Below are 24,132 nucleotides of genomic sequence, written 5' to 3' on the forward strand. Positions count from 1 at the left end.
CGTGGAGCCCTATGAAGACACGATCGCTCACATGTAAGAAGGACCAATCCGCCATTGGAGGCTCCGAAAGACGTTTGCGGGCACCGAGTGCCCAACGAGCCGCCGAGAGATTGATGCGCTATCCCGGAGCGGTAATGTGAGAAGACCCGATGAAACGAACAGGGTCTTGCTCGTCGATCACTGTGAGGGGCCAATGCCGGGCCATTGTTGGCTTCAAAAATGGCGATCCCGGAACCGCCTATATGTGCGGCGAACCCGTTGTGAGGGGACCGCGCCAAAAGCTGTCATCATGGTGCGCTTACCACCATGCCCGAATGCACGTCATGCCATGGTCGGACGGGCACGGCGTGCTTCAAAGAAAGCAGATTAGTTGACCAACAGTAATCTAAGAGGAGCGCGCGTAGCTGCTGGGCTTCGGCAACGGTTGCGGCAGCAAGAGAGCTGCCGATACCTCCGCGAGCTGGATCTACTCGACATGCAGGCCCGACGATTGCCCCAAGGCCGACCGCCGCTCCAGGCAATGAGACCTGACGAACGAGTGTTGAGAGCTCATGTGAGCGCCTCGGAAAGGAAATGATGTGCAAGTCTAGAGCCGTGAGCGACTGAACATTTGATCTCGGTACCTTGTCCGCGCGCGGCTCTTCCCAAGTTCTTCTCCGAGGGGCCGCAACTCAAGTTCGATAATTGAGGTAGAACGCAATTGCTCCGTCTGTTCAGGCTAGTCTCCCCCGAAAGCGTGCTCAAGAACCGGACGTTCCCGCCGTATCGATGACAGAAGGGCCTCGGGATCGGCAAGCCGCCACTTTCAATGACACCGGCATGCGCTCAACGCGGCTTGTTCACGCACATCCGGTCTTCGCCTGGCCATAGTACCGCCGTCGTCCGCGCGCTAGACGCACCATTGTTGTTGACTCCGTGACGCACTCGCGAGCAATGAACCGCCAGAGTGTTTCCGCTACTGACTTCGTCGTTAGGGGGCAGAGCACACGGCTCGTCGCGATAATCTCCCTGAGGTTTGATAAAGCAGGTGCACTGGCCTCATTCATGCATTTGCTATGAACTCAAACGGCACAGAGCCAATATGCGCGCCTTCACTTTTTCTTGCCCGATTGCCAACATGATTGTTCAGAAATGGATCGATGATGATAAGGACTGCGCGACAGAGAACGAATTTCAGGGGTTTGTATGTCCGGCTTGCTCGCAGTTGCACTGGATGAACAGCAAGACTGGTAAACTCTTAGGCAAGCACAAGAAATGAGGGAAACTCCCTGGCTCGACGCGCGAGCTGAGCACGGAGAGACTGTGGAACGCTTCTCCACCAAACGCTCTGCTTACCCCTTATCTGCGCCGCAATTCATTGCTCGCACTCAAGCAATAGAGAAGCGCCTGACGAAGGCCGAACGAAATCTGCCGGACTGCAAACTTTCGTATAGTCCTTCAAAACCCTTTCGACGTGGAGGGTTTACCTCCGTACAGTTGAGCAATCGACGTAATGCCTGTAGAGGGTCCACACTTCGGCAGTTTGAGAGCGTGACGCTTCCGCTTTCGAAGGGCCAGACGCGAGGACGTCGATCGGGGAACGACATTTGCCTGCACAGAGAAATAATTTGTTAAACCAAGAGAGCAAACGACGGGTCGCTCTGATCACCGGCGTGACCGGCCAGGACGGCGCCTATCTCGCCGAATACCTGTTGTCGCTCGGCTATGTCGTGCACGGCGTCAAGCGGCGCTCGTCCTCATTCAACACCGCGCGAGTCGACCATCTCTACCAGGACCCGCATGTCGGGAACGTGCCATTCCTGATGCATTACGGCGACATGACGGATTCGACCAATCTGATGCGACTGGTGCAGCAGATCCGGCCGACCGAGATCTACAATCTCGCGGCGCAAAGCCACGTCGCCGTCAGCTTCGAGAGCCCGGAATACACAGCTAACGCCGATGCAATCGGCGTGCTGCGCCTGCTGGAAGCCATCCGCATCCTCGGCATGGAGAAGGAGACGCGGTTTTATCAAGCCTCGACCTCCGAGCTCTATGGCCTCGTGCAGGAGATCCCGCAGAAGGAGACCACGCCGTTCTATCCGCGCTCGCCCTACGGGGTGGCAAAACTCTACGGCTACTGGATCACGGTGAACTACCGCGAAGCCTATGGGATGTTCGCCAGCAACGGCATCCTGTTCAACCATGAGAGCCCGATCCGCGGCGAGACCTTTGTCACCCGCAAAATCACCCGCGGCGTCGCGCGCATCGAGGTTGGACTCGAGGAGACGCTCTATCTCGGCAATCTCTCGGCCAAGCGCGACTGGGGTCATGCCCGGGATTATGTCGAAGGCATGCACAAGATCCTGCAAGCAGACAAGCCTGACGATTTCGTGCTCGCCACCGGTGAGACACGGTCGGTGCGCGAGATGGTCGAACTGTCGTTCGCGCAAGTGGGCCGCCGGATCGAATGGCGCGGGGAGGGCATCGACGAGACCGGCGTCGACATGAAGAGCGGCAAGACCGTGGTGAAGATCGATCCCACTTACTTCCGTCCGACCGAGGTCGATCTTCTGGTCGGTGACGCCAGCAAGGCGCGCGACATGCTCGGCTGGAAGCCGAAGCGAACGTTTACCGAGCTCGTCGCGGAGATGATGGCGAGCGATCTGGCCGATGCAAAGCGGGACGCTGGCAGTGCCAAACGCACCGTTTGAACTGAAGGGCAGGAGCGTCTACGTCGCCGGCCATCGCGGCATGGTCGGCAGCGCGCTGCTGCGCCGGCTGGCGCGCGAGGAGGTGAATCTCGTGACGGTGGACCGGCGCGAGGTCGATCTCTGCAATCAGGCCGCCGTGTTCGACTGGTTTGCGAGAACGCGTCCGCAAGTCGTATTCCTTGCCGCCGCCAAGGTCGGTGGCATCGTCGCCAATGCCACGCTGCGCGCCCAGTTCATCTACGATAACATCGCGATCGCAGCCAATGTGATCCAGGCCGCGCATCAGAACGGGGCTGAGAAGCTGATGTTTCTGGGCTCCTCCTGCATCTATCCGAAGCTGGCGCCGCAGCCGTTGCGCGAGGACTCGGTGTTATCAGGCCCGCTGGAACCGACCAACGAGCCCTATGCGATCGCCAAGATTGCCGGGATCAAGATGGCGGAGGCCTATCGCAGCCAGTACGGCAGCGACTTCATCAACGTGATGCCGACCAATCTCTACGGTCCCGGCGACAATTATCACCCCGAACTGAGCCATGTCGTCGCGGCGCTGATCCGGCGCTTCCACGAGGCGAAGCTCGCGGGGGCCAAGAGCGTCGTGGTGTGGGGCACCGGAACGCCACGTCGCGAGTTCCTCTATGTCGACGACATGGCGGACGCCTGCGTGCACCTGATGAAGACTTATTCGAGCGCGGAGCTGGTCAACATTGGCACCGGCGAGGACATCACCATCGCCGAATTCGCTCGCGTCGTCGCCGAAATCGTCGGCTACGGCGGCGAAATCAGTTTCGACACCTCGCGGCCCGACGGCACGCCGCGCAAGCTGCTCGACGTCAGCCGTCTCGCTAAGCTCGGCTGGCGCGCGAAAACATCGCTTGCAGATGGAATGCGGCAGACCTACCAGACCTTCTTGGCGCTATCGGCTACATCGGACAAAAGGAGATAATCATGCAGCTGCTAGCCTCTGACGGGGCTCATTGTCCGATTGCCAGAAAGTTGCTTTAGGATTGTTCCGGAGAATTCGACAGGCCTCCACGCTTTGCTTGGAGCTCGCGCACCTGCTGGTGACGCGGCCAGATGGAGCGCAGGCACGGCTCGACTGGCCGATACTATAGCGAGCGAATTGTCAGGCGCGCCTTCCGGCCTGCTCTGTGTTGAACTTGAGGTAAACTGATTAGCATGTGCGGAATTGTCGGCATATTGGGGCGCGGTCCGGTCGCGGATCGTCTCATCGATTCACTAAAACGACTGGAGTATCGCGGCTACGACTCAGCAGGCATCGGAACGCTCAAAGGAGATCATATCGAGCTTCGACGCGCCGAGGGCAAGCTGCGGAACCTTGAGACGCGCGTTCGCTGCCATCCGCTCTCAGGCCATGTCGGGATCGGGCACACGCGCTGGGCTACTCACGGCAAGCCGACCGAGCACAATGCTCATCCGCATGCAACGGACAATGTTGCGGTCGTCCATAACGGCATAATCGAGAATTTCCGCGAGCTGCGCGCGGAGCTGAAACAGCATGGCGCTTGTTTCGCCTCTGAGACAGACACCGAGGTGGTGGCGCATCTCATCGACTCTCATCTGAAGAATGGCTGCCCGCCGCAGGAGGCAGTAAAAGCGTCGCTGCCGCGGCTGGTGGGCGCGTTTGCGCTTGCAATCCTGTTCAAGGGTCAACACGACCTCATGATCGGTGCGCGCAAGGGCTCACCACTCGCGATCGGGCATGGCGAAGGCGAAATGTATCTCGGATCGGATGCTATCGCGCTCGCGCCCCTTACCGACGTGATCACCTACCTTGAGGATGGCGATTGGGCTGTGCTCAACCGCAACTTCAGCGTGGTCTACGACGCACAAGGCACAGTCGTCCGCCGGGAGGTGGTGAACTCTGGCGCGTCGTCGGTTCTCGTCGACAAAGCACAATACCGCCACTTCATGGCGAAGGAAATCCACGAACAGCCAGAGGTGATCGGGCGTACGCTTGCGCATTACGTCGATATTGCCACCGAGAGCGTGGTACTGCCGCAGGAGCTTCCGTTCGACTTCAATGAGATCGGACAAATCTCGGTCACGGCTTGCGGTACGGCAGGCTACGCCGGCCACATCGCCAAATACTGGTTCGAGCGGCTGGCTCGCATTCCGGTCGAGCTCGATGTCGCCTCCGAATTTCGCTATCGTGAGGCGCCGATGCGCAAGGGAGATCTTGCTATCTTCATCTCGCAGTCCGGCGAGACGGCCGATACGCTGGCCGCACTCCGCTATGCCAAATCGCAAGGTTTGCATACCCTTTCGATCGTGAACGTACTGAGTTCAACGATTGCGCGCGAAAGCGGGACGGTATTGCAGATACACGCGGGGCCCGAAATCGGCGTTGCCTCAACCAAGGCGTTCACATGCCAGCTGGTCGTCCTGGCCGCGCTTGCGCTCGCTGCGGGTGAGGCGCGCGGTGAATTGTCGGAGAGCGACAGCATCGATCTTGTACGCGAGCTGATCGAACTTCCTCGGTTAGTTAGCGCGGCGCTTGCCAGCGAGCCGCAGATCGAGAAGCTCGCACGCGACATCACCAAATCGCGAGACGTGCTATATCTTGGTCGCGGCACGTCGTTTCCCCTGGCCCTGGAAGGGGCACTGAAGCTTAAGGAGATTTCCTATATTCACGCCGAGGGCTATGCGGCTGGAGAGCTCAAGCACGGCCCGATCGCCTTGGTCGACGAGAGCGTTCCCGTAATCGTCATCGCTCCTTCCGACCGGGTGTTCGAAAAGACCCTCTCGAACATGCAGGAGGTCGCCGCACGGGGTGGCAAGATTATCTTGATAACGGACGCTAGGGGAGCCGCAGAGGTGTCCATGGATTCACTCGCGACCATTGTGCTGCCGGAGATGGGAGCGACATTTACCTCGATTGTCTATGCGATTCCGGTGCAGCTCCTGGCCTACCACACGGCCATCCTCATGGGCACGGACGTCGACCAACCCCGAAACCTCGCCAAATCGGTAACCGTCGAATAAGGCAAGGTGACGCGACCCGGGTCGTCGTGGTCAGATTCCGAATGCGCGCAAGCCGCGGTCGGACCGAATCACGATGTGCCGCCCAGCTCCAGGCCCCGATGCCACTGGCGAGGCTTGTGCCTGTTCTTGGCCAGACGGCGTTTGGACCGCATTCGAACCGGAGCGCCCCTCGAAGTACGAGGTGCGCCTTGCTCGCAGGACAACGTGGCTCTTTCCGAGCATGGCGATCGGCGGTATCGGGCGGGCTTGATCGCCAGCGCGCTCACCAAATCTTTTCCGTCAAACCTCAGTTAACTTGAGCAATATCGAGATCGCTCGACATCGGGTGAGATGCTAGGGCAGCTCGGCCTCAATCGCAGGCTCGCGAGCTGTTCTAGCACGACATCTCACGGAGCTCCTCCCTGCGGCTCGTATGCTACGGATATCGTCCTTCCCCTTTTACTGAATATCGGTGCGCTCGATGAGAACTTCGGCCACGCCACAGACAACAACCGTGTCACCGAGAATTGCCCGACGCTTCAGTAGCTTGAGAGTCACTCCTGCTGCACGAGCGGAATAACGAGCGAAAATTGTGAGAGTTTGCGGCAGTTGCCGAAAATATGCCGGAAACGTCAGGCGCTTACGGTTTGGTCGATAGGTCCTGATGGCCGATTCGGGGCCATGAACCTGCACGCGGCTGGCGTGAGATTTTCTCCGCAACCGGCCATTTCAAAATCGAGAGGATACTCGCCATGTCACCAGCGCCCATTGCGCACGCCTCAAATGCCAAATCGCGCATTGGCGCCATCTTACGTGCCACGAGCGGCAACTTCCTCGAGCAGTTCGACTTCTTCTTGTTCGGGTTCTACGCCAGTGCCATCGGAAACGCGTTCTTTCCATCAGGAAGCGAAACCGCTTCACTGCTTAACACCTTCGGTGTGTTCTGGTTGGGTGCCCTGATGCGACCTGTTGGCGCGATCGTGCTTGGAGCCTATATCGACCAGATTGGCCGTCGGCAAGGCCTGATCATCACGCTTTCGATCATGGCTATTGGCACCATTATCATCGCCTTTTGTCCCGGCTATGGGACGATCGGCATTGCCGCACCCGCGATTGTGCTGTTCGGACGGCTGTTGCAGGGATTTTCTGCCGGCGTTGAGGTTGGCGGCGTTTCCGTCTACCTCTCTGAGATTGCCACTCCGGGCAACCGCGGCTTTTACACATCGTTCCAGTCCTCGAGCCAGCAGGTTGCGATCTTTGTCGCGGCTCTTATCGGATATTTTTTGAGCGAAACACTTCCGGCCGAAATGGTTGCCGCCTGGGGCTGGCGGATCCCCTTCTTCCTTGGCTGCTTGATCGTACCGCTTATCTTCTTCCTGCGCCGGACGCTGGAGGAAACTCCGGAGTTTCTGGTGATGAAGAACCACCCAACGGCCCGCGAGGTCTTTGCCTCCACGCTTGCGAACTGGCGCATCGTCATTCTCGGCATGATGATCGCGATGCTGACGACCACGACATTCTATTTCGTGACGGTGTACACGCCTACCTTCGGCAGGCACGTATTGCAGTTGTCCTCGCAGAACACGCTCTTGGTCACGCTTTTGGTCGCGGTGACGAACTTCATCTGGAACCCAATTGGCGGCGCGATTTCCGACAGAATCGGCCGGAAGCCCGTCTTGCTGACCATTGCCGGCCTTGCGTTGGTGACCGTATATCCAGCGTTGTCTTGGCTTGTAACCGATCCAAGCTTTGGCAAGATGCTGATAGTGGAGATGATGTTCTCGTTTTACTTTGGCACCTATAGCGGCGCCATGTTGGGCGCTCTGGTCGAAATCGTGCCGAAGCACGTTCGCACAACCTGCTTTTCTTTGGCCTTCGCACTCGCCGCGGCTCTCTTTGGCACGTTTACGCCGCTTGCATCGACCTGGCTCATCGACCGGACCGATGACAAGGCCTCGCCCGGTTTCTGGTTGATGTTTGCGGCTTTGCTCGGCATTATCGCCGCACTCACGGTTTATCGAGGAAACACCAAGAGAGTTGCGAAGCCGTTGCGACCCGAGCGGTCTAACCAGGCTGTGAGCGCGCAATTTACCACGCATTAGCACGCGCGCCCGCGGGACGTTGACGGCCCAAGGCTGAACTGAAATTGGTGCGCGACTGTCCCTGCGGTGATTTACACGATGATGCGCGGCCCGTTCTGCCCGACACGGTTCTTCCTGTGTGATCTGGGGCAGTATCGGGACGAACTGGCGGTCATGTTGACCGGGGAGCTGAGCTTATCGGCTAACCTCGATTCCGTCCTGTGGTCGGACGGTGCGCTACCCGCACTTTGCAGTCGCGCAAAACACGGCAGATCTCGCGCGCCGACCGAGATCCCTCGCGCGAGCTCCACGCCTGATATTCTGTGCGGCTGCCACAAAAAACGACCGCCCACATCGTCGGACAGCGCGAACTACCGAGTGCACTGATCATCTCGCAGGTAGCGCCAAACGTTAGCGTAGCGAGTCGTCTTCTACGCTCGATCAGCCGCGACTTTACGCACCGCGAGCTTGCGCGGATGAGGCGAGCTGTGCGAGCTCCGTTTCGAGCATAGGGTTGCGCTTGAACATAGCGTCGATCAATGCTTGCGCCGGCTGCTCGGCCGCCTCCACCCACGTCGCTTTCTCCGCTCGCGCGGAGGGCGCGAAAACACGTTTGACGACCGTGGGCGATCCCCTCAGACCGCAATTGGCCATGTCGTCCACGCCGGCGCTTTGGGCGCTCCATTTTACGATTGGGGTACGGGCGGCACGCAAGGCATCTACCATTGCACCACGGCGAATTTGATTTGTTGCCTCTAACATGCTGATGAGACACGGCAGCTTGGAACGCAACACCTGGACGCCCCCTTCGCAGCGCCGTTCGGCCTCGATGGTACGTTGCTTGAAGTCCAACGCTTTGATTGTGGAAACATAAGTAAGCTGCTGGACCCCGAGCCGCCCTGCAATGCCAGGTCCCACTTGCGCCGTATCGCCATCGATAGTCTGCTTGCCAGTGAATATGACGTCCGGTGGGCCATATTCCTTCCCGATATTGCGAATCGCGCACGCCAACGCGTAACTCGTCGCCAGCGTATCGGAGCCCGCGAAGCTACGGTCGGTGAGCAGGACAGCGCGATCAGAACCAAATGTCAGTGCCTTTCGCAGAGATTCTTCGGCCGATGGCGGCCCCATTGTCAGGACGGTTATTTCGCCGCCGAATTTATCTCTTAGCTCGAGCGCAGCTTCCAGTGCAAAGAGATCATATGGGTTGATGATTGTCGGCACACCCTGGCGCATAATCGTATTCGTAACAGGGTGCACGCGGATTTGCGCAGAGTCGGGGACCTGTTTGATGCAGACGATGCTGTGCATGTACTTCTCCTAAGATGCCGAGCCGACTGTCGATGCAGCAAATGTCATACCACCGCCCCCCGGCCACTCCGCCAACAAGAAAGGAACGAGATGAATGACGCCTGACGTCGAGCCGGTTGTCACAACCGCGACAGTTTGCGGGCGAGTCTCGAGCTGATCTGAGTCACGCCGAGCAACCGAGCCGCAGCGATCGGGTTGCCGGTTCGACGCCAAGCCATTTTCAGGGCGAGCACGCTTGCGAACAGAAGATGACAAGGCTGGCCGACGCGAAGACGCCTTACGCGTCGCCGGCGAGCGAATCCCAACCCAAGGCATGAGGCTAGCATTCGCGTCATGCATCCGAGCTGGCGACCGCGCCTTTCCGTGCCCTCCTATCCCAGTCGGCCGAGCAAGAGAAAGGGAGGGAGCGAGCCCGACGCTTTGTTCAGAAGCGCTTGATCTCGATGCCGTGTGTTCGCAAGGCATAGCCAATCTGGCGCGGGGTCAGTCCAAGCAGGCGCGCCGCCTTCGCCTGCACCCACCCGGATCTTTCCATGGCCGCGATGACGCGCTCGCGATCGGTGACTTTCGCGGCACCCGCCACGGGGCGCCCGGGCGGCCCCAGCGATGTCGGCTCCCTGCTGACCGGCTGAACGGGTGTCACGGCTTGCGTTGCCGGCATGCTCAGCCTCGCGGGCAGCGCGATTGTCGGGCTCGGCTGTCGCGCCATTTCCGCCGGACCACACTTCCATAGCAAGGCCGACAGGCACTGCCCGTAGCAGCACGCAAAATCATCTCTAACGATCGACGAACCTTGCGCTAGCGTCGCGGTCCGCTGCACGCAGTTTTCGAGTTCGCGGACATTACCGGGAAATCCGCAATTCATGAGGACCTCAATCGCACTTGAATCGAATACCAGAGCACGGCCGTTCTCATTGTTGAAGTTTTTCAAAAAACGAGCCGCGAGAAGCGGAATATCGGTGCGTCTTTCCCGCAGCGGCGGCAATAGCAGCGGAACCACGCTGATGCGGTAGTAGAGATCGGCACGGAACTCGTTCCTTGCCACCGCCTCTTCAAGATTCTTGTTCGTGGCCGCAATCACGCGGACATCGACTTTGATTGTCTGATTGCCGCCCACCCTCTCGAATTCCTGCTCCTGAAGCACGCGCAGGAGCTTCGCCTGGAACGAGCCCGAGATCTCTCCAATCTCATCCAGAAACAACGTTCCCTTGTCGGCGATCTCGAAGCGACCCTTGCGCGCGTTGAATGCGCCCGTAAACGCCCCCTTCTCGTGTCCGAACAATTCGGATTCCAGCACGGTCTCGGTGAGGGCTGCGCAATTCAGCTTGATAAAGGGGCGTTTGGCGCGCGCTGAACGCTCGTGAATAGCCTTCGCGACCAGCTCTTTGCCGGTACCCGACTCGCCACGCAACAAAACCGTGCTATTCGATTTTGAGATCACCTCGATCTTCTCAAGTAGCGCGCGCAGCGCCGGGCTGTCGCCGATAATTCCCTCGACTTGGACCTTCTTACGGTCCCGCCCATGGGGCTTGAGCTCGGACAGCTGCTTCTGCAGCCGGAACTCCTCGTCCATAAGGCGCCCGCGATCGCGCACAAACAAGCAATGCAACTTCGCCGTCTGGCCCAGCAGCCTGGCGACCATCGTCAGCAGGCGGACGTCGTCCTCGAGCTGCGCACGCGTCCCGTTGTCCGCGATGCGGTCGATGCTCAGCGTACCCACAACTTTGTCGTCGACGTTTATGGGAACGCCGATGAACGCAACGCGCGTATGACCGCCGGCATCTAACATATCGGCCTCCGAAGAACTGAAGGCCGAATGCAGCGCTACGTTCTCGACGATGAGCGGCTGCCCCGACGCCACGATTTGAGCGATTGCTCCTTGCGGCAAGCGCGACCCGCAGCGCCCATCGCGGTCTTCGCTCCTGCCGTCGTCCACGATGATCTCCGGCCCGCCGTCATGCTCGAACAGACATACGATGCCGCGCCGCATCTGCACGAGCGATCCCAGACGCTCGATGACGCTCGCCAGCTTAGCTTCGAGCCGACATAGGCCAGTGAGCGTGTGCGCTATTTCAACAATCGTGCTTAGCGATTCCTCTTGCGACCGCACAATACAAGCGGAAGCGTCCGCATCGGAGGTTGAGTTTGGCTTTTCGCGCAGGGAAATGCTGTCTAGCATGACGACTTCTCCGTTCCTTTCTTGATCCTCCTCATCGGACTTGTTGGATTCGTGTTGCATGCCCGATCTGACATCCAGTTCTCAGGGCGGGACGAGAGATTACCCTTCTTCATGGCACGTCGGCAGCACTTGGAGTGGCTAGCTTTGCCGCTTTGTTCTTTCCAACTTGCTGCGCGAATTCACCCCGGCCAACATGACTTCCATCGATGAAGCTCAGAACAGCCGGGGCTCTTTAGGGATTGAATTATAAGTGTTGCCCGCCATTGATCGGCACTTCGGCGCCGGTGACATAACTTGCCGCATCTGAACATAGGAAGAAAATGACCTTGGCGACCTCTTCGGGTGTACCCACTCGGCGGAGTGGGATCTTTGGCACAAGATGCGCTTCCGTGTCAGGCGACAAAATGTCCGTCTTGATTTCGCCGGGCGCGATCGCATTGACGCGAATGCCATGCGCGGCGTAATCGTGCGCCATTTCGCGCGTGAGACAAGCGAGCGCAGCTTTCGAAGTCGCATATGCCGAGCCTGCAAATGGATGCACCCGCGAGCCGGCGATCGACGTCACGTTGACGATCGAGCCTGACGCCCTTTTTAATTCGTCGAACAGGCCTTGAGCGAGTAGGATTGGTGCCACCAGATTGAGGTGGAACACGCTCATCCAGGTGTCGACTGAGGTCGCCAGCGATGTCAGCCTGGTACCGTTTGCCGCTTTTGGTGAGTTTCCGGCATTGTTTACCAGTCCGTGCAACGGTGCGCCAGCAAGGCGCTCCTTGATCTCGGCAATCACGCGCGGCAGCATCCGATGATCGCCCAGGTCGACTTCGATATAGCTGTCGCCCTCTGAGTCTGATGGGCGGCGCGCCGCGTCCAATGGTTGGCGCGCGCAAGAAATGATGCGCCAACCGGCTTTCCAAAACAATTTTCCGGTGGCGCGGCCGATACCGCGCGATGCCCCAGTCAATACCAGCGTCTTTCGCTCGCGCAGCGGGCGGCCCGATCGATCGGCGTGAATTGGACCGCCAGGGTCCGTTTCCGACGATTGAGCTACGACCGCTTTGTCATCTGGTAGACCTAGATTCACAGGCGGCTCCCATCCGCTCCCGTCGCCTGTGCACCTGGTGCAGGATCCGGGCCAAGGCGACGCAGGGCACAAGGGGCGCAATTTTGAGACCCAAATGGCAGGTTCTGAACATCTGGCCTGTTTGCTTTTCGACAACAGCAACGCCGCGTCGAGCGCCCGGGCGCGTTGACCGCGTAGCACTCCAGGGGTGGTCTGTGGCTCATTCGAGTTGGCGGAGATAGATCAGCTGCTTTGTGCGGAGATCAGGACCGATGGCCAGTTCGTCCAATTTTGGTCTCGGCGGTTGGACGCCGGCGCAGATGCGGCTCTGGTTCGACATCGATGGGCCGAGGCTCGTGCCTTCATCAGCTGCGGCCGAACGTATTTCGCAACCAACGCATGAACAAGGCCGATCGTCCAGAAGACGAGCTGACCGCGAAAGGATTGCGCAGAAACGGCGATCCAACTACCGGACGCGCGTCCTTGCTGCTGGGACATTCTGACGTGACCGTCTGTTAGGTCAGATTTCCTCGGCGGCCCGGAACACCATTACCGTGCTCTTCAGCGCCTGGCCAGCGATGGCGGTTCGGGCCCAGTGATGACGGGAGATCACCTTCTCCGCGCCCGTCGACTTACAGGTGGCGGCCAGACACATTGCGGGACAAGGCCGCCGACGCTCGCCGGCATTGCCCGACGCTTCGCCAGGCGTTCGCCGTACCAGCCGCAAGGCGTTCCGGAGAGTGCGCGGGTCAGCCCTCATCTGCGGACGGAACTCGCCATCCACCGTTTCTGGGACACGTTGCGAAACTCGATGCTGTGGAAGCCAGCAGTATCAGGCCGACGATCCAGGCGACGATTGCTCAGGCTCGTTCAGATTCTCGGCACTTCATGAAGCCGCGAAATGCTCGTATGGATTATCGACCAGGGTCAAATGCTCCGGATTGCTCAGATCGAATTCAATAATGCGTGGCACGAGCAGACGGGCATAGCGCGTAAAGGCGCTGGTGGGAGGAAAGCGGATCACGGTGGCGCATCGCGCGAGAAGATACATGTCGATGAGAGCGGAAGCTCCACCTTCAATTCCCATTTCCGCGCTATGCAACGGCCCTGCCCGATCGGCCTGGAACCGTTTTGGTACGGCGAAGATATCGGGAAACAGGCCCGATACGTGATCGAGCACCTGTGCGCTATCGGTGCACAGGAAGATCTTTACAGGCTTCGGATATGGCAAAGCCTTGGCTTTTCCGATTGCCATGCGGACCTGACGAAGGGCGAGCTCCGAATCGGCCCAGTACGGAGCGTGCCCCATGATATCTTCGCCATTGCCGTGCCGAACATGAACGCCGATCATGCTATGGCCGCTAAAGTGTTGCTCATGCAGGGCGTCGATCCGCGCTTGAATCTCAGACCTGAGCTTGAGGCTCCGAAAGATCAGTCGTTCGGCTTCCTCACCACAGCGCCACATCAGGCAAGCGTCACAGACAATGGTGTTGGCTTCGTTATCGTCTCTTGCCTGGAACAGCTCGGTCAGTTCGTCACGTTCTCGGAAGATCTGCTCGTCCGGACGATTGATACAGTCGATCGACGGCCTATTCCACCAGGGCGGGAAGAACGGGCCGGGAAACGAGAGCTGGTTGACCCTGTCATCGCAAATCACCGGGACACCAGCGATCTCCTCAACCGGCTCGAAGAACACCGGAAAGGCATTGCTGAACGGTTGGTCGACATAACAGGAACCGCGCCAGTCAATAACGAGCGTTCGCCCGGTCCGCTGCGCGTACGACCAGGCTGAGGCCAACGACCAGAGGCAATCACCAAAGCCGGTGCGCCTCCGAGAAACAACAAAGCGTTCCTTCGTCAAGTTATCAAACCCTTTTCGTTGCGCGAGCTCAGTTCTGTGTGGCGCACCAACTCATCTGCGATGCCGATCCACGCCGGGCGCTGGTCACTTGGACGCAAGTCACTTAACCCGCAAACTCATCCTGCACGGCACTGCGATTGGGAGGTCATGCAAGAGGATCACATTGCGAACCTTTCACGAGCGCGCAGTCTGTGACGGATGCAGCCGAATACGACGCTGATCCCACAGCCCGCGCAGTTCGTTCACGAGAGCTTCGCGCCTCGTCCTGTCAGAGGTGACCCTGGCGAGAAGATCGGCAAGAACCGCTTCCTTCTCAATGTGCATCAGCATGTCGAACAGGTCGTGCGAGACGCGTACGCTGTCATGGCTGGAGTGACCCATGCGGATCTCGCAGACTGTCTCCTGCCGGTCTCGGGCGGTATGAGCGCGAACCCGGTAAAGAGATACATGGGCCGGCAGTGATACAGCGAGCGCGGTCCAGTTTTCGAGCGTTGTTGCCCGCTTTTTGATGAGGAATGACCCGACCACAAGGCCATCCAGCTCGGTTGACAAAAACGCCGTAATCGCATCGGCAACGGAATCTACGATCGGTTCGGCATTGTTGTTGAAAGACGTGTTAAGCAGAATCGGGACGCCTGTCCGACTCTTGAACGCATTGATAAGTTCCCAATAGGCGGCATTGCTCGTGCGGGACACCGTTTGCAGCCGAGCCGTACCATCGATATGCGTGATCGCGCCCAGCAACGCACGCATGGATTCGCGTACGCGAACGACGAAGTTCATGAAGGGATATTCTGCACGACCATCCGGCAACTCAAAGAACGCACCCGCATCCTCCTCGAGAACCGATGGCGCAAACGGTCGATAACTCTCGCGCTTCTTGACCATCGCATTGATCCGGTCCTTGTTTGCCGCGGGCCTCGGGTCCGCAAGAATACTGCGGTTGCCGAGCGCACGAGGGCCGAACTCGGACCGGCCCTGTACCCACCCGATCACAGCGCCATTAGCGATCCACTCGGCTGCTCTGGCTGCGACGTCAGCGGTTCGTTCAATCTCGAGGTGTCCGGCCCATCCCTTCAGTTCCTGTGCAATGCTGTCGTCGTTGCCGACATCCGGCCCCCAATAAACCGCCTGTAGTCGCTCGCGGGGCGGAGCCTGCCCCGCCTCGTTCGAGACCATCAGTGCCGCGCCCAATGCGCATCCGGCATCATGTGCAGCCGGCTGCACGAAAATGTCTTCGAACAGGCCTGAATACAGCAATTTTCCGTTTAGCGTGCAGTTGTGGGCCACACCGCCAGCCAGGCACAACCGTTTCATTCCGGTCTGCTCACGATAATGCCGAAGAATGTGAAACACGATCCTCTCCAGCGCCTCCTGCAACGATGCGCTCACATCTCGATGCTGTTGCGTGAACGGCATTCCCCTTCGCCGGACCTCGATATTGCGCAGCAATGCCGGGCCGACACGGTCGAGGTGAACGCGGTAGTTACCGTTTGGGGAGAGCTCATAGAATTGGGAAAAAAGCTCGCGATAGCGTGCGGGATCTCCGTAAGGAGCCAATCCCATAACCTTGTATTCGTCGAACAGGCCGTAGCCGAGGTATCGGATCGTTTCCAGATAGAACAGTCCGAGAGAGTTGGTCTCTGGAAACGTCATGAGCTCGGTCATTTCGGTGCCCGACCCCACCGCCAAGAGACCCGAGAGGAAGTCGCCACAGCCGTCGATCGCGAGAACCAGGCTTTCTTCAAAACCCGACATTGCCAAAGCGCTTACGGCATGGGCCTGATGATGGCCTACGAATGACACCCGCGATGGGTCAACTTGGGTACCGAACTCTGCCGCGAGAAGGTGCCGCAACAGCAGATTCGCATCAAGCGGAATTGAGATCTCAGGTTGTGAGATGAACAATCGTTCCAGCATCGAATTGCAGTAGGCTTCAGTCGCGTAGAACGCAATACGATCGACGTCGCGAAGCTCCACGCCCGCGGCTGCTAGACAGTATTCGACCGCACTGCTTGGGAGCTTGTTCGAATGTTTGATGCGGTTGAGGCGCTCCTCTTCAACGGCGGCGATGACGCGACCGTCCTTGACGAGCACTGCGGCGCCGTCGTGCAGAAACGTGTTCGGTAGTTGCAGCGGGTTTTCATAGACCTTATCGAGCCCGCCACTCAATCCTAGACACAGCATCTTGTTCTCCGTTCACTATGAGAGGCCTGTTGGCCTATTTCGTGTCGTCTGCTTCGCAAGTAGGCCGCATGTCGCCACGGGGCCAATCAGGCATCGCCAACGAAACGAGGCTCACATAAGCGTCAGCCGCGAATCGAACGTGAGTTGCGTCCGATGTCTGATCTCGCGGCGCTTTAGGTCTTGTTCCTCTCACCGCATCAGTCGCTGCCGAAGCAGCGCGGCCGAGACGATGAAGGGAATCGCTGCGTAGATGCAAAGTGCGCCCACATGCAAACCGACGCTGTCGACCGGCCGACCGAGCATTGCTGGACGAATGAGATCGACCGAATGTGTCAGGGGCAACAAGGCCGCTATGCGTTGAAATGAACCAGGCAACTGGCCGATTGGGAAGATCGCCCCGCTCAAATACATCATCGGCGTGAGGATAAGTGATTGGTAGAAGATGAAATAGTCGTGGCTCGGTGCAAGCGCTGAAACGACCATTGCGAGGCTCGCGAAAGCAACGCCAGTGAGGGCGATGGCTGGTAACCCATAGGGAATGGACGACCACTCTGCATAGCCGAGTGCGACGGCAACAATTGTGATCGCCGTCCCGGCGAGCAAGGCCTTGCTCGCTGCCCATGCCAATTCACCCAGAACAATGTCGCCGAGCGTAAGGGGCGTACAGAGCACTGCCTCCCACGTGCAACCTGTCTGCATGCGAGCGTAAGCCCCATAGATCGTTTCGAAAGTTGAGGAGACCATCGCGCTTGTGGCAACCATGCCAGCCGCCAGAAACGCAATGTATGAAGTCCCCTCAACGCCACCTACGATCATTCCGAGGCCAAAACCAAGACCGAAGAGAGAGCTCATCGGCTCGGCCAGATTTCCAAGAATCGATGCCAGAGCGACTTTCCGCCAGACCAGAAAGTTGCGGCGCCAAACCGCGATCCAATTCCATGGATTAGCAGGGAGCGCGGGCGCAAAACGTTGCCACATCGTTCAGTCCTTCATCTCTCGCCCGGTTAACCGCAAGAAGACATCCTCCAGATTTGGAGGGCGCTGCAGAAGGCGGAGATCCGTACGGCAGGCAAGCCGGCGACGCACCTGCTCGGGATCCGTGACATAGCAAAACAGCGTCTCCCCGCTCACCTCAGCGTGCCGCACTTGGGTTCTGACCAGCGGCAGCAACTCATGCGGATTACCACCGTAAATCTCGATCACTTGACACCCGATCTGCTGCTCGATGAGAGCATGAGGCTGCCCTTCCGCGATTTTGCGGCCGTGCTCAAGCACGCACAGGCGGTCGCACAATCGCTCCGCCTCTTCCATGAAATGGGTGGTGAGAAGAATCGTTTTGCCGCGCGCTAATAGCCAGCGCAAGCGTTCCCAGATGAGATGACGGCCGTGCGGATCGAGGCCAGTCGTCGGCTCGTCAAGCACCAAGAGCTGCGGGTCGTTAATGAGGGCACGTGCCAGCGTCAACCGCCGCTTCATGCCGCCGGACAGTTCCGCGACGCGGGCGTCCGCCTTGTTCTCCAGGCGGGCGAATTCGAGCAGCGACGGTGTGACCGCTTTGACCTCGGTCGCGCTCATGGCGAAGTAGCGACCGAAAACGAGCAAGTTTTCGCGCACCGTGAGCTGAAGATCAAGGTTGTCGAACTGGGGGACAACCCCGATGCCCCGGCGCGCCAACGGCGCACGTGCCGGCACCGGCTCGCCAAGCACACAGATCTTACCTGCGTCGGGCGACGCAACACCCAGGATCAAACGCGCAAGCGTGCTTTTACCCGCGCCGTTTGGTCCCAGTAGACCGAAGCATTCTCCCGGCGCGACCGTAAACGAAAGAGCGTCCACGACGATCCGGTCCTTGTAGGACTTGCTCACCTCGAAAAGGTCGACTGCCGGGGCTGACATTTGCTTACGCCATCGCGACGGACGTTGTTCGCACCGCGTCCTGGGTCGCGTGCTTCTTTGTCCAAAGAAGGCCGTCACACCATACGTGATCGACGCGTCCCCACTGGCATGCGGCGGCAGCATCCGGGAAAAAGCCGCTTCCATGCAGATTAGCGCTGGTATTGCAAAGCAACGGGATGGCTGTGAGCTTCTCGTACTCGATGAGAAGCTCGACCACTTTATGCTGAGATGATCTGGAAACCGTCTGTAGGCGAGCAGATCCATCGAGATGCACGACGGCGGGAATTTTGTCCCGCCATTCGGGTCGCGTCTGGTGATCGAAGAGCATGTACGGATCCGGTACTCCGGGGCTAAAAATCTCCGCCGCACGATCCTCCAGGCATATCGGCGCTACTGGCCTGAAATGCTCACGAAGCTTGATGTCGTTGAGTTGATCTTTCATTCCCTCCCAGCTTGCAGCCGCGAGAATGCTTCTGCCACCCAAGGCCCGTGGTCCGAGCTCGGCACGCCCGGCAAGGAAGATCACGGGCTTGTCACTCGCGAGGATTGCCGCAAGTTCGCCCATCGTGCAGGGCGCGCCCTCCCATCCGGACGGGACTTCGCTGGGACGAACGGCCGGTCCACTATAGACCGACCATTCCAGAGCTCTAAAGCCTTGCTGTGCCACCAGGCCAGAGCAAGCAGCACCGACGGCTGAGCCGCTGTCGTTCGGAAAGGGCGGCACCCACACGTCATCGAACAGGCCGGTCGCACGAAATGCACTATTCCACTTGATATTCAGGCCGCAGCCGCCGGCTATGCAGAGGTTACGCACCCCCGCAAGGTCCGAATGCCGCTGCACAACATCAGCAATTGTGCGAACCAGCAGCCGCTCTAGAAACACGTGAAATGACGCAAGGATGTCTTCGGCCTGCTTGGCCGTCAATCGCAGCGCGCACGCATCGAAGAAGTCGTGCAGAGCTTCAAGTGGCGATTTTGAGCTGTTGATCTGTGCAACCTTGTGACAAGCGCCATCAGCATCCGTGGCAAAGTGCGCCTGATAAAGCTCCTGAAACGTGTTAATGATCTCCTCGTCGGGAGCTCCCAGAGCGATATAGGCCATCAGCTTGCCGGCGATACCTAGATCCCAGCTGGTCCGGTCTGCCCGCCTGTAAGGTCCAAAGTGATGTCCTGCCGTCGCATAAGCGTGGCCTATCATCGGAAACAGGCACTCGATGAACCGGATGCCGTGCGGCTCGACATAGTAGAGGCGTGGAAACATGCAGCCGTCCCATACCAAGCAGAAAGCAGGCTGTGCGGATTCCGCAAACGAGCTGGTGCAGTATGCGGATGCTACGTGCCCGGTGACATGGGGATAGCTTTGATAGGGATATAGTTTTCCGTCAAGCATAAGGCCCATGCGATCGCGCGACGCGAGGGGGCTATCGCCTTGGCGTTCGACATACGGCGCGCCCTTGAGCTTGACGGTGGTCGTCCCACTAAGGACTTCAAACTGCGACTCGACCTCTCCATCCCAGCCATCAATGACGAACTTATCAACATCGCTCGGATCGAGCCCGTGCTCCGCCAAAGCGCTAACAACGGAATCCAGGTTGCCGATAGTTTGATAACGCGGATTATTGTTCAGCTTCTCCTGCTCGACGCAGAACACCAGTCGGCCGTCCTCGATCAGAGCGACTGCCCCGTCATGCGTCAACTTGATACCGCAGATTCGCATAGTGGCTCCTTTCAGGCTCGGCCGTTGGGTCGGATCGAAGATCGCTCCGGATTGCGAAAGCGGACCAACAGGCAGTCTTCGTCAGCCGACTGCCCCTGGCACTGCACGCGTTCGACCTCAATGAGCGCTTCACTCAAAATCGTGATGACCGTCTCGGCACCAGCGACATGCCCCCATCGCTTGCAGGCCGCATCACGTGCAGATCCGAAGACCAGATGCCCACCCGGAGCAAGCATTTTGACCATGTTGTCGATTGCAGTACGCATTTGCGTCATGTCTTCAAGATAATAGAGAACTTCGGCGACGACGATCAGATCGAACAGCTCCGCGGTAGCGAACTGCAGAATGTCGGTCGCCGCCCAGCTGATATGCGACCACCTCTTGGTCCGCTGGACCGCTCGACCGATCGCTCGCGGCATAACATCGATGACCGTGAGCCGTTGGCAGTGAGGAGCAAGCTTCTCTGTAAACGCACCGGCCGCGCACCCTATTTCGAGGCCGTTTGACACGGCGCTGTTCGACAGCGACAGCCGCAGCAATTGGGTGTGACGCTCACGTTCGAACGGATTGTCGTCAAGCCGCCACGGGTCATCATTAGCCAACTCCCGTTCCAACGACTGGTATATGTTGTCCATGCTCACCACTGATCCCCTTGAAGCTGCTTAGTCAGTTTCGGCCGCAATGCCGTCCGACGCGATCAGCTGCGAAGGAGCGCGTGAAAGACCTGCCCTGCGAATTGAGCCAGGCGTTTCCGATGCGAGGTTGAGGCTTGGTCCTGTTGTCGCGCCTTCGATCAAGGCAATCGATTCATCACCGTCTGATGATTTCGCTATTGTGCGCGAGAGCCAATCGCTGTTGCTCAAAGTACAGAGCGCATAGACTTTCATCGGGAGCAGGAGAAAAATGTTGATCGGCGTATGCAGCGAGAAGCCGAGAAATCGAAGCTCGCGAGCACGAACCGCCGCTACGCTACAGCGAGTCATGGTCATCGCGACGATAGTCAGACCGGTCCACCACGGCACGCTGTCCGTGAGCGCGAGCTGTGCGAGCGCGGCGATCGATGAGATGGCGAGCAGCAACGGCCCGAGGTTCTGTCCGAGCACATCGAGTGTGAGGTACCGATCGAGGCCGGGCAGCAGGTGCAAACCGAGCAGCGTGTCGCGGTAGGTGCTTCGCGCCCAACGGAGCTGTTGGCGCAGATAGGGCAAGAGCCTATCCGGGACCACCGTTGCGGCGATTGCGTCCGGAACGTACTCGGTTCGAAACCCTGCCTTGAGCATGAGGATCGTCAGATGACGGTCCTCACCGAAGTCGCTCGGCTTTCCTCGGAAGAACTGCGTCTCGTATTGGTCGAGCAGTAACATGAGCGCGGAACGCCGGTACATTGCACATGGCCCGCAGCAGCACATGACGGCGCCAAAGCGCGTCTGCGCCGCGCGCTCCTCGTTGCAAGCCAACCAGTACTCCATGTCGATCAATCGGGTCAGCCAGCTGTCGTTCCGGTTGCTGGCCGTCAATTGGCCCATGGCCGCGCCGACGGCTGGATCCTGCATCTTGCAAACGAGCTTGCTGACCACGTCGGGGGCGATTTCCGTGTCGGAATCGACATTGAGCACGAGATCGCCGAATGAGCGGCGTATCGCGGCGATCTGCGCCTTGCGCTTTCCAACGTTGCTTGGCAGCAGAATGATACTGAACCTCGGGTCATATGCGTAGCTCGCATGGACCGAGGCCACTGTACCGACATTCGCAGAGCCGTCATCGACCACATAGACCTGCAATCGCCCTGGGTAGTCCTGGCTTGCGATCGACTTCAGGCAGGCTGCCAGCGTGCGCGGGTCCTCGTTGAAGCAGGGCACGATGACATCCACGCTGGGCAGAGCACCGGTGTCGACCGGGCCGTACGGCGGCAGTGAGGTGTCGGTTCGCCGCGCATAGAGCGCCTGCGCGCTCTTATGAACGCTGGAGAGTAACGCGTAGGAAGCAACAGCAGCGGTGCTGATGGTGGCAAGAAGGCTCATGGGAATTGATCTATTCAGTGAGGTTGAGGAAGCGACCGGATTGCGAAGCCACGGTCATGCAGTGCTGGAATGAGCTGGGCGAGCGCCGTCACAGTCTGGTCGCGCCGACCAGCATGAGGGCAGCGTCCCACCTCGTGAGGAGGGCATCCGTCGTGCAGGAGCACGATTGCACCCGGCCGGACCGACGCAAGCACCGCCGCAACAATCGCCTCGGCGCCGGGACGAGACCAGTCTTGCGGGTCGACTGACCAGTGCAGGGCTGCCAGTTCGGCCTTCGCCGACACGGCGAAGGCCTCCTTGCTCCAGATCCCATACGGCGCACGCATGTGCCGCACAGAGGCCCCGGGGCAGGCCATTCCGATGACCTTATTCGTCGTGAGGATCTCGTATTCCACCTCATCCGCTATGCATTTGGCCAAGTCCGGGTGCGTCATTGTGTGGTTTGCGACCTCGTGTCCTTCTGCAATGATGCGCTGGATCAGCTGCGGCTGGCCCGCCGCGTATGCACCGATCACGCAGAAGGTGGCGGGCGTCCGATGCTGCGCCAGCACATCCAGGATAGCCGGCGTGCAAAGCGGGTTGGGACCATCATCAAAGCTCAGATAGACGCAGGGCTCTCCGCCGGCATCGGCGTAGTCGCTCCGCGCTTCAGTCGCGTCGTTTGTGGGCCTCATAGTTCTGGCCCGTTCCGTTCGATCGTGTCACCCGCCGGCCATTCGCTCATGGGCCTCGCAATCGGCAGAACGAGGCCGACCACGTCCTCCACGCGCGTCGGAGGCACAGTGAGGTAGATGTCCGGACAAGCGGACCGGACGCGGAGCCCTGGCAGAACAGTCGCCAATCCCTGTCGCCCGAGCAGCCTGGTTATATGTTTCTGCAGGGCAGCGCGGACCGTGCCAAAACCGAACGGCACGCCAAGATCTCGCAATACGGGATACATCACTCGGATGGAGTGGGTGATTCCAAGCCCCTCCAGATCCGGGCGCACCCCGTACAACCCGAGTTCAGCCACGAGCAGATCGCTCTCGCCAACTTTTATGAAGCGGCGTAGTGCCGCGATGTGAATCGCAACGCCGCGATCATCGTAGCCGATTGCTCGAATCTCAGGCCTTGCGCCGGCCCAGCTTCGATGACCTTCAAAGGGCTTTGCATTGAATTCCCCGGTCGGACCATAGGTCTTCCGGAAAAACTCGGATAACTCAATATGGTCAGCAAGTTGAAGGTCATTCTCCCAGCACAGCCTCCAACGCACCGGAGGGCGCGCCGAAACAGCCCGTGTGGATTCGGGCGCGATCATGTTCATAGGGCGTCACTCCTGTTCGTTATCTGGCTGCTGACGCAGGCCAGCAGCTCGCTACCTTCGAAAGGCTTGCTCAGGAACTGGAGTCCAGCTTGCAGGCTTGGCCCCACATCGTCTTCGGAGTGATCTGCGAGCAGAACGGTGGGAATCGCGCCTCCGGATGCAACCAGATGATCGAAAAGATCAAGGCCACTCATCGCGCTCGACTGCATATCCGCGATCAAGCACGACGTGATCGAACGGCGACCTGATTTCAAGAACCCCTCTGCGCTCTCGAATGGTTCGGGCACGTAACCGCCGGAAAACACCACATCTGTGAGAGCTTCACGCACCGATTTATCTGCGCTAACGATGCAGATGACGTCGAGCGTGTGCGCAACTCGCATCAGATTCGCCAAGGACGCCTTCGCTTGCATGTTCCGCACGATTTCACCGTAGTAAGGACGCAATCCAATCGGATGCGGCAAAAACACATTTAACACCCGCAACTCGAGGGCTGCGACCGGACGGAAATCTACGGCCAGGTTGAGCGTTCCTCAATTCTACGGCGGTACACGGCAGATATAGAATGGGTTGGCGAAGCCATACGATCGTTTGCTCGTCGTATACGCCCCAACTTTGCGGTCTCCGATCGTGCTGGCTCATCGTAATATGGCTTGCGCAACACGCGCAAAACTGCGACCGCACGGTCGAGACGTCTTGTTCGATCCCTAGCGCTGGGCTGAGACGCGCAACGATTTGTAACCATTCTGATGGATCTGAGATCTCGCTAAACTATCGTTTGCTATCCTCATTCGGTACAAATGGTAAAATCGATTGTATCGATAGAACACATTCACAGCGT

The 24,132-nt window shown here is 59.0% G+C and carries 17 protein-coding genes; 4 read left to right on the forward strand and 13 right to left on the reverse strand.

Going from position 1 to position 24,132, the window contains the following annotated elements; genetic code table 11:
- Positions 1-1,607 precede the first annotated feature (1,607 nt).
- The 4 genes from gmd to AB8Z38_RS17115 all read left to right on the forward strand — a co-directional run bounded on the left by gmd (position 1,608) and on the right by AB8Z38_RS17115 (position 7,777).
- Positions 1,608-2,693, forward strand: a complete 1,086-nt coding sequence (gene gmd, locus AB8Z38_RS17100) for a GDP-mannose 4,6-dehydratase (protein ID WP_369726210.1) — start codon at positions 1,608-1,610, stop codon at positions 2,691-2,693.
- Positions 2,674-3,636, forward strand: coding sequence for a GDP-L-fucose synthase family protein (locus AB8Z38_RS17105; protein WP_369726211.1), 963 nt, complete (start codon positions 2,674-2,676; stop codon positions 3,634-3,636). The genes gmd and AB8Z38_RS17105 overlap by 20 nt, the downstream gene beginning before the upstream one ends.
- Before the next feature lie 233 nt (positions 3,637-3,869).
- Positions 3,870-5,696 (forward strand): glutamine--fructose-6-phosphate transaminase (isomerizing), encoded by a 1,827-nt coding sequence (glmS, locus tag AB8Z38_RS17110; RefSeq protein WP_369726212.1) that lies wholly within the window; start codon positions 3,870-3,872, stop codon positions 5,694-5,696.
- A 731-nt stretch (positions 5,697-6,427) separates the two neighbouring features.
- Positions 6,428-7,777 carry an MFS transporter gene (locus tag AB8Z38_RS17115; RefSeq protein WP_369726213.1) on the forward strand — a complete coding sequence of 450 codons (1,350 nt, stop codon included), beginning with the start codon at positions 6,428-6,430 and terminating at the stop codon, positions 7,775-7,777.
- Positions 7,778-8,209: 432 nt separating this feature from the next.
- On the opposite strand, the gene AB8Z38_RS17120 is transcribed toward AB8Z38_RS17115, so the two are convergent.
- The 13 genes from AB8Z38_RS17120 to AB8Z38_RS17180 form a co-directional block, all read right to left on the reverse strand.
- Entirely contained in the window at positions 8,210-9,067 is an 858-nt protein-coding gene (locus AB8Z38_RS17120; protein WP_369726214.1) for a nitrogen fixation protein FixA, read from the reverse strand.
- Between the two features lie 424 nt (positions 9,068-9,491).
- The gene (gene nifA, locus AB8Z38_RS17125) at positions 9,492-11,306 is read right to left on the reverse strand and encodes a nif-specific transcriptional activator NifA (RefSeq protein WP_369726215.1); all 1,815 of its coding nucleotides are present in this window, start codon (positions 11,304-11,306) and stop codon (positions 9,492-9,494) included.
- A gap of 184 nt (positions 11,307-11,490) precedes the next feature.
- Complete coding sequence (locus AB8Z38_RS17130; RefSeq protein WP_369726514.1) at positions 11,491-12,258, reverse strand: SDR family NAD(P)-dependent oxidoreductase; 768 nt, start codon at positions 12,256-12,258, stop codon at positions 11,491-11,493.
- Positions 12,259-13,192: 934 nt separating this feature from the next.
- Positions 13,193-14,167 carry a nodulation protein NodZ gene (locus tag AB8Z38_RS17135; RefSeq protein WP_369726216.1) on the reverse strand — a complete coding sequence of 325 codons (975 nt, stop codon included), beginning with the start codon at positions 14,165-14,167 and terminating at the stop codon, positions 13,193-13,195.
- Positions 14,168-14,341: 174 nt separating this feature from the next.
- A complete protein-coding gene (locus AB8Z38_RS17140) occupies positions 14,342-16,354 on the reverse strand; it encodes a carbamoyltransferase (protein WP_369726217.1) in 2,013 nt (670 codons plus the stop codon).
- Positions 16,355-16,543: 189 nt separating this feature from the next.
- On the reverse strand, positions 16,544-17,332 hold the full coding sequence (locus tag AB8Z38_RS17145) for an ABC transporter permease (RefSeq protein WP_369726218.1): 789 nt from the start codon (positions 17,330-17,332) through the stop codon (positions 16,544-16,546).
- A 3-nt stretch (positions 17,333-17,335) separates the two neighbouring features.
- Positions 17,336-18,250, reverse strand: a complete 915-nt coding sequence (gene nodI / locus AB8Z38_RS17150; protein ID WP_369726219.1) for a nodulation factor ABC transporter ATP-binding protein NodI — start codon at positions 18,248-18,250, stop codon at positions 17,336-17,338.
- A 4-nt stretch (positions 18,251-18,254) separates the two neighbouring features.
- Positions 18,255-19,967, reverse strand: coding sequence for a nodulation protein NodU (gene nodU, locus AB8Z38_RS17155; RefSeq protein WP_369726220.1), 1,713 nt, complete (start codon positions 19,965-19,967; stop codon positions 18,255-18,257).
- Between the two features lie 11 nt (positions 19,968-19,978).
- Positions 19,979-20,602 (reverse strand): nodulation methyltransferase NodS, encoded by a 624-nt coding sequence (nodS, locus tag AB8Z38_RS17160; protein WP_369726515.1) that lies wholly within the window; start codon positions 20,600-20,602, stop codon positions 19,979-19,981.
- Between the two features lie 27 nt (positions 20,603-20,629).
- Positions 20,630-21,988 carry a chitooligosaccharide synthase NodC gene (gene nodC / locus AB8Z38_RS17165; protein ID WP_369726221.1) on the reverse strand — a complete coding sequence of 453 codons (1,359 nt, stop codon included), beginning with the start codon at positions 21,986-21,988 and terminating at the stop codon, positions 20,630-20,632.
- Between the two features lie 14 nt (positions 21,989-22,002).
- Entirely contained in the window at positions 22,003-22,662 is a 660-nt protein-coding gene (nodB, locus tag AB8Z38_RS17170) for a chitooligosaccharide deacetylase NodB (RefSeq protein WP_369726222.1), read from the reverse strand.
- Positions 22,659-23,291, reverse strand: coding sequence for a NodA family N-acyltransferase (locus tag AB8Z38_RS17175; protein ID WP_369726223.1), 633 nt, complete (start codon positions 23,289-23,291; stop codon positions 22,659-22,661). The genes nodB and AB8Z38_RS17175 overlap by 4 nt, the downstream gene beginning before the upstream one ends.
- The gene (locus AB8Z38_RS17180) at positions 23,288-23,770 is read right to left on the reverse strand and encodes a response regulator transcription factor (RefSeq protein ID WP_369726224.1); all 483 of its coding nucleotides are present in this window, start codon (positions 23,768-23,770) and stop codon (positions 23,288-23,290) included. Before AB8Z38_RS17180 ends, AB8Z38_RS17175 begins: the two co-directional genes overlap by 4 nt.
- Between the last annotated feature and the right edge of the window lie 362 nt (positions 23,771-24,132).

Origin of the sequence: Bradyrhizobium sp. LLZ17 (assembly GCF_041200145.1) — a bacterium.
Taxonomy (GTDB): Bacteria; Pseudomonadota; Alphaproteobacteria; order Rhizobiales; family Xanthobacteraceae; genus Bradyrhizobium.

Bases quoted from the DNA above. Each gene is read 5' to 3' on its own strand.
- AB8Z38_RS17115 (WP_369726213.1), top strand. From the start codon at position 6,428: ATGTCACCAGCGCCCATTGCGCACGCCTCAAATGCCAAATCGCGCATT.
- nodS (WP_369726515.1), bottom strand. From the start codon at position 20,602: ATGGACAACATATACCAGTCGTTGGAACGGGAGTTGGCTAATGATGAC.
- AB8Z38_RS17145 (WP_369726218.1), bottom strand. From the start codon at position 17,332: ATGTGGCAACGTTTTGCGCCCGCGCTCCCTGCTAATCCATGGAATTGG.
- nifA (WP_369726215.1), bottom strand. From the start codon at position 11,306: ATGCAACACGAATCCAACAAGTCCGATGAGGAGGATCAAGAAAGGAAC.
- AB8Z38_RS17175 (WP_369726223.1), bottom strand. From the start codon at position 23,291: ATGAACATGATCGCGCCCGAATCCACACGGGCTGTTTCGGCGCGCCCT.
- nodB (WP_369726222.1), bottom strand. From the start codon at position 22,662: ATGAGGCCCACAAACGACGCGACTGAAGCGCGGAGCGACTACGCCGAT.
- glmS (WP_369726212.1), top strand. From the start codon at position 3,870: ATGTGCGGAATTGTCGGCATATTGGGGCGCGGTCCGGTCGCGGATCGT.
- nodC (WP_369726221.1), bottom strand. From the start codon at position 21,988: ATGAGCCTTCTTGCCACCATCAGCACCGCTGCTGTTGCTTCCTACGCG.
- AB8Z38_RS17120 (WP_369726214.1), bottom strand. From the start codon at position 9,067: ATGCACAGCATCGTCTGCATCAAACAGGTCCCCGACTCTGCGCAAATC.
- nodI (WP_369726219.1), bottom strand. From the start codon at position 18,250: ATGTCAGCCCCGGCAGTCGACCTTTTCGAGGTGAGCAAGTCCTACAAG.
- nodU (WP_369726220.1), bottom strand. From the start codon at position 19,967: ATGCGAATCTGCGGTATCAAGTTGACGCATGACGGGGCAGTCGCTCTG.
- AB8Z38_RS17140 (WP_369726217.1), bottom strand. From the start codon at position 16,354: ATGCTGTGTCTAGGATTGAGTGGCGGGCTCGATAAGGTCTATGAAAAC.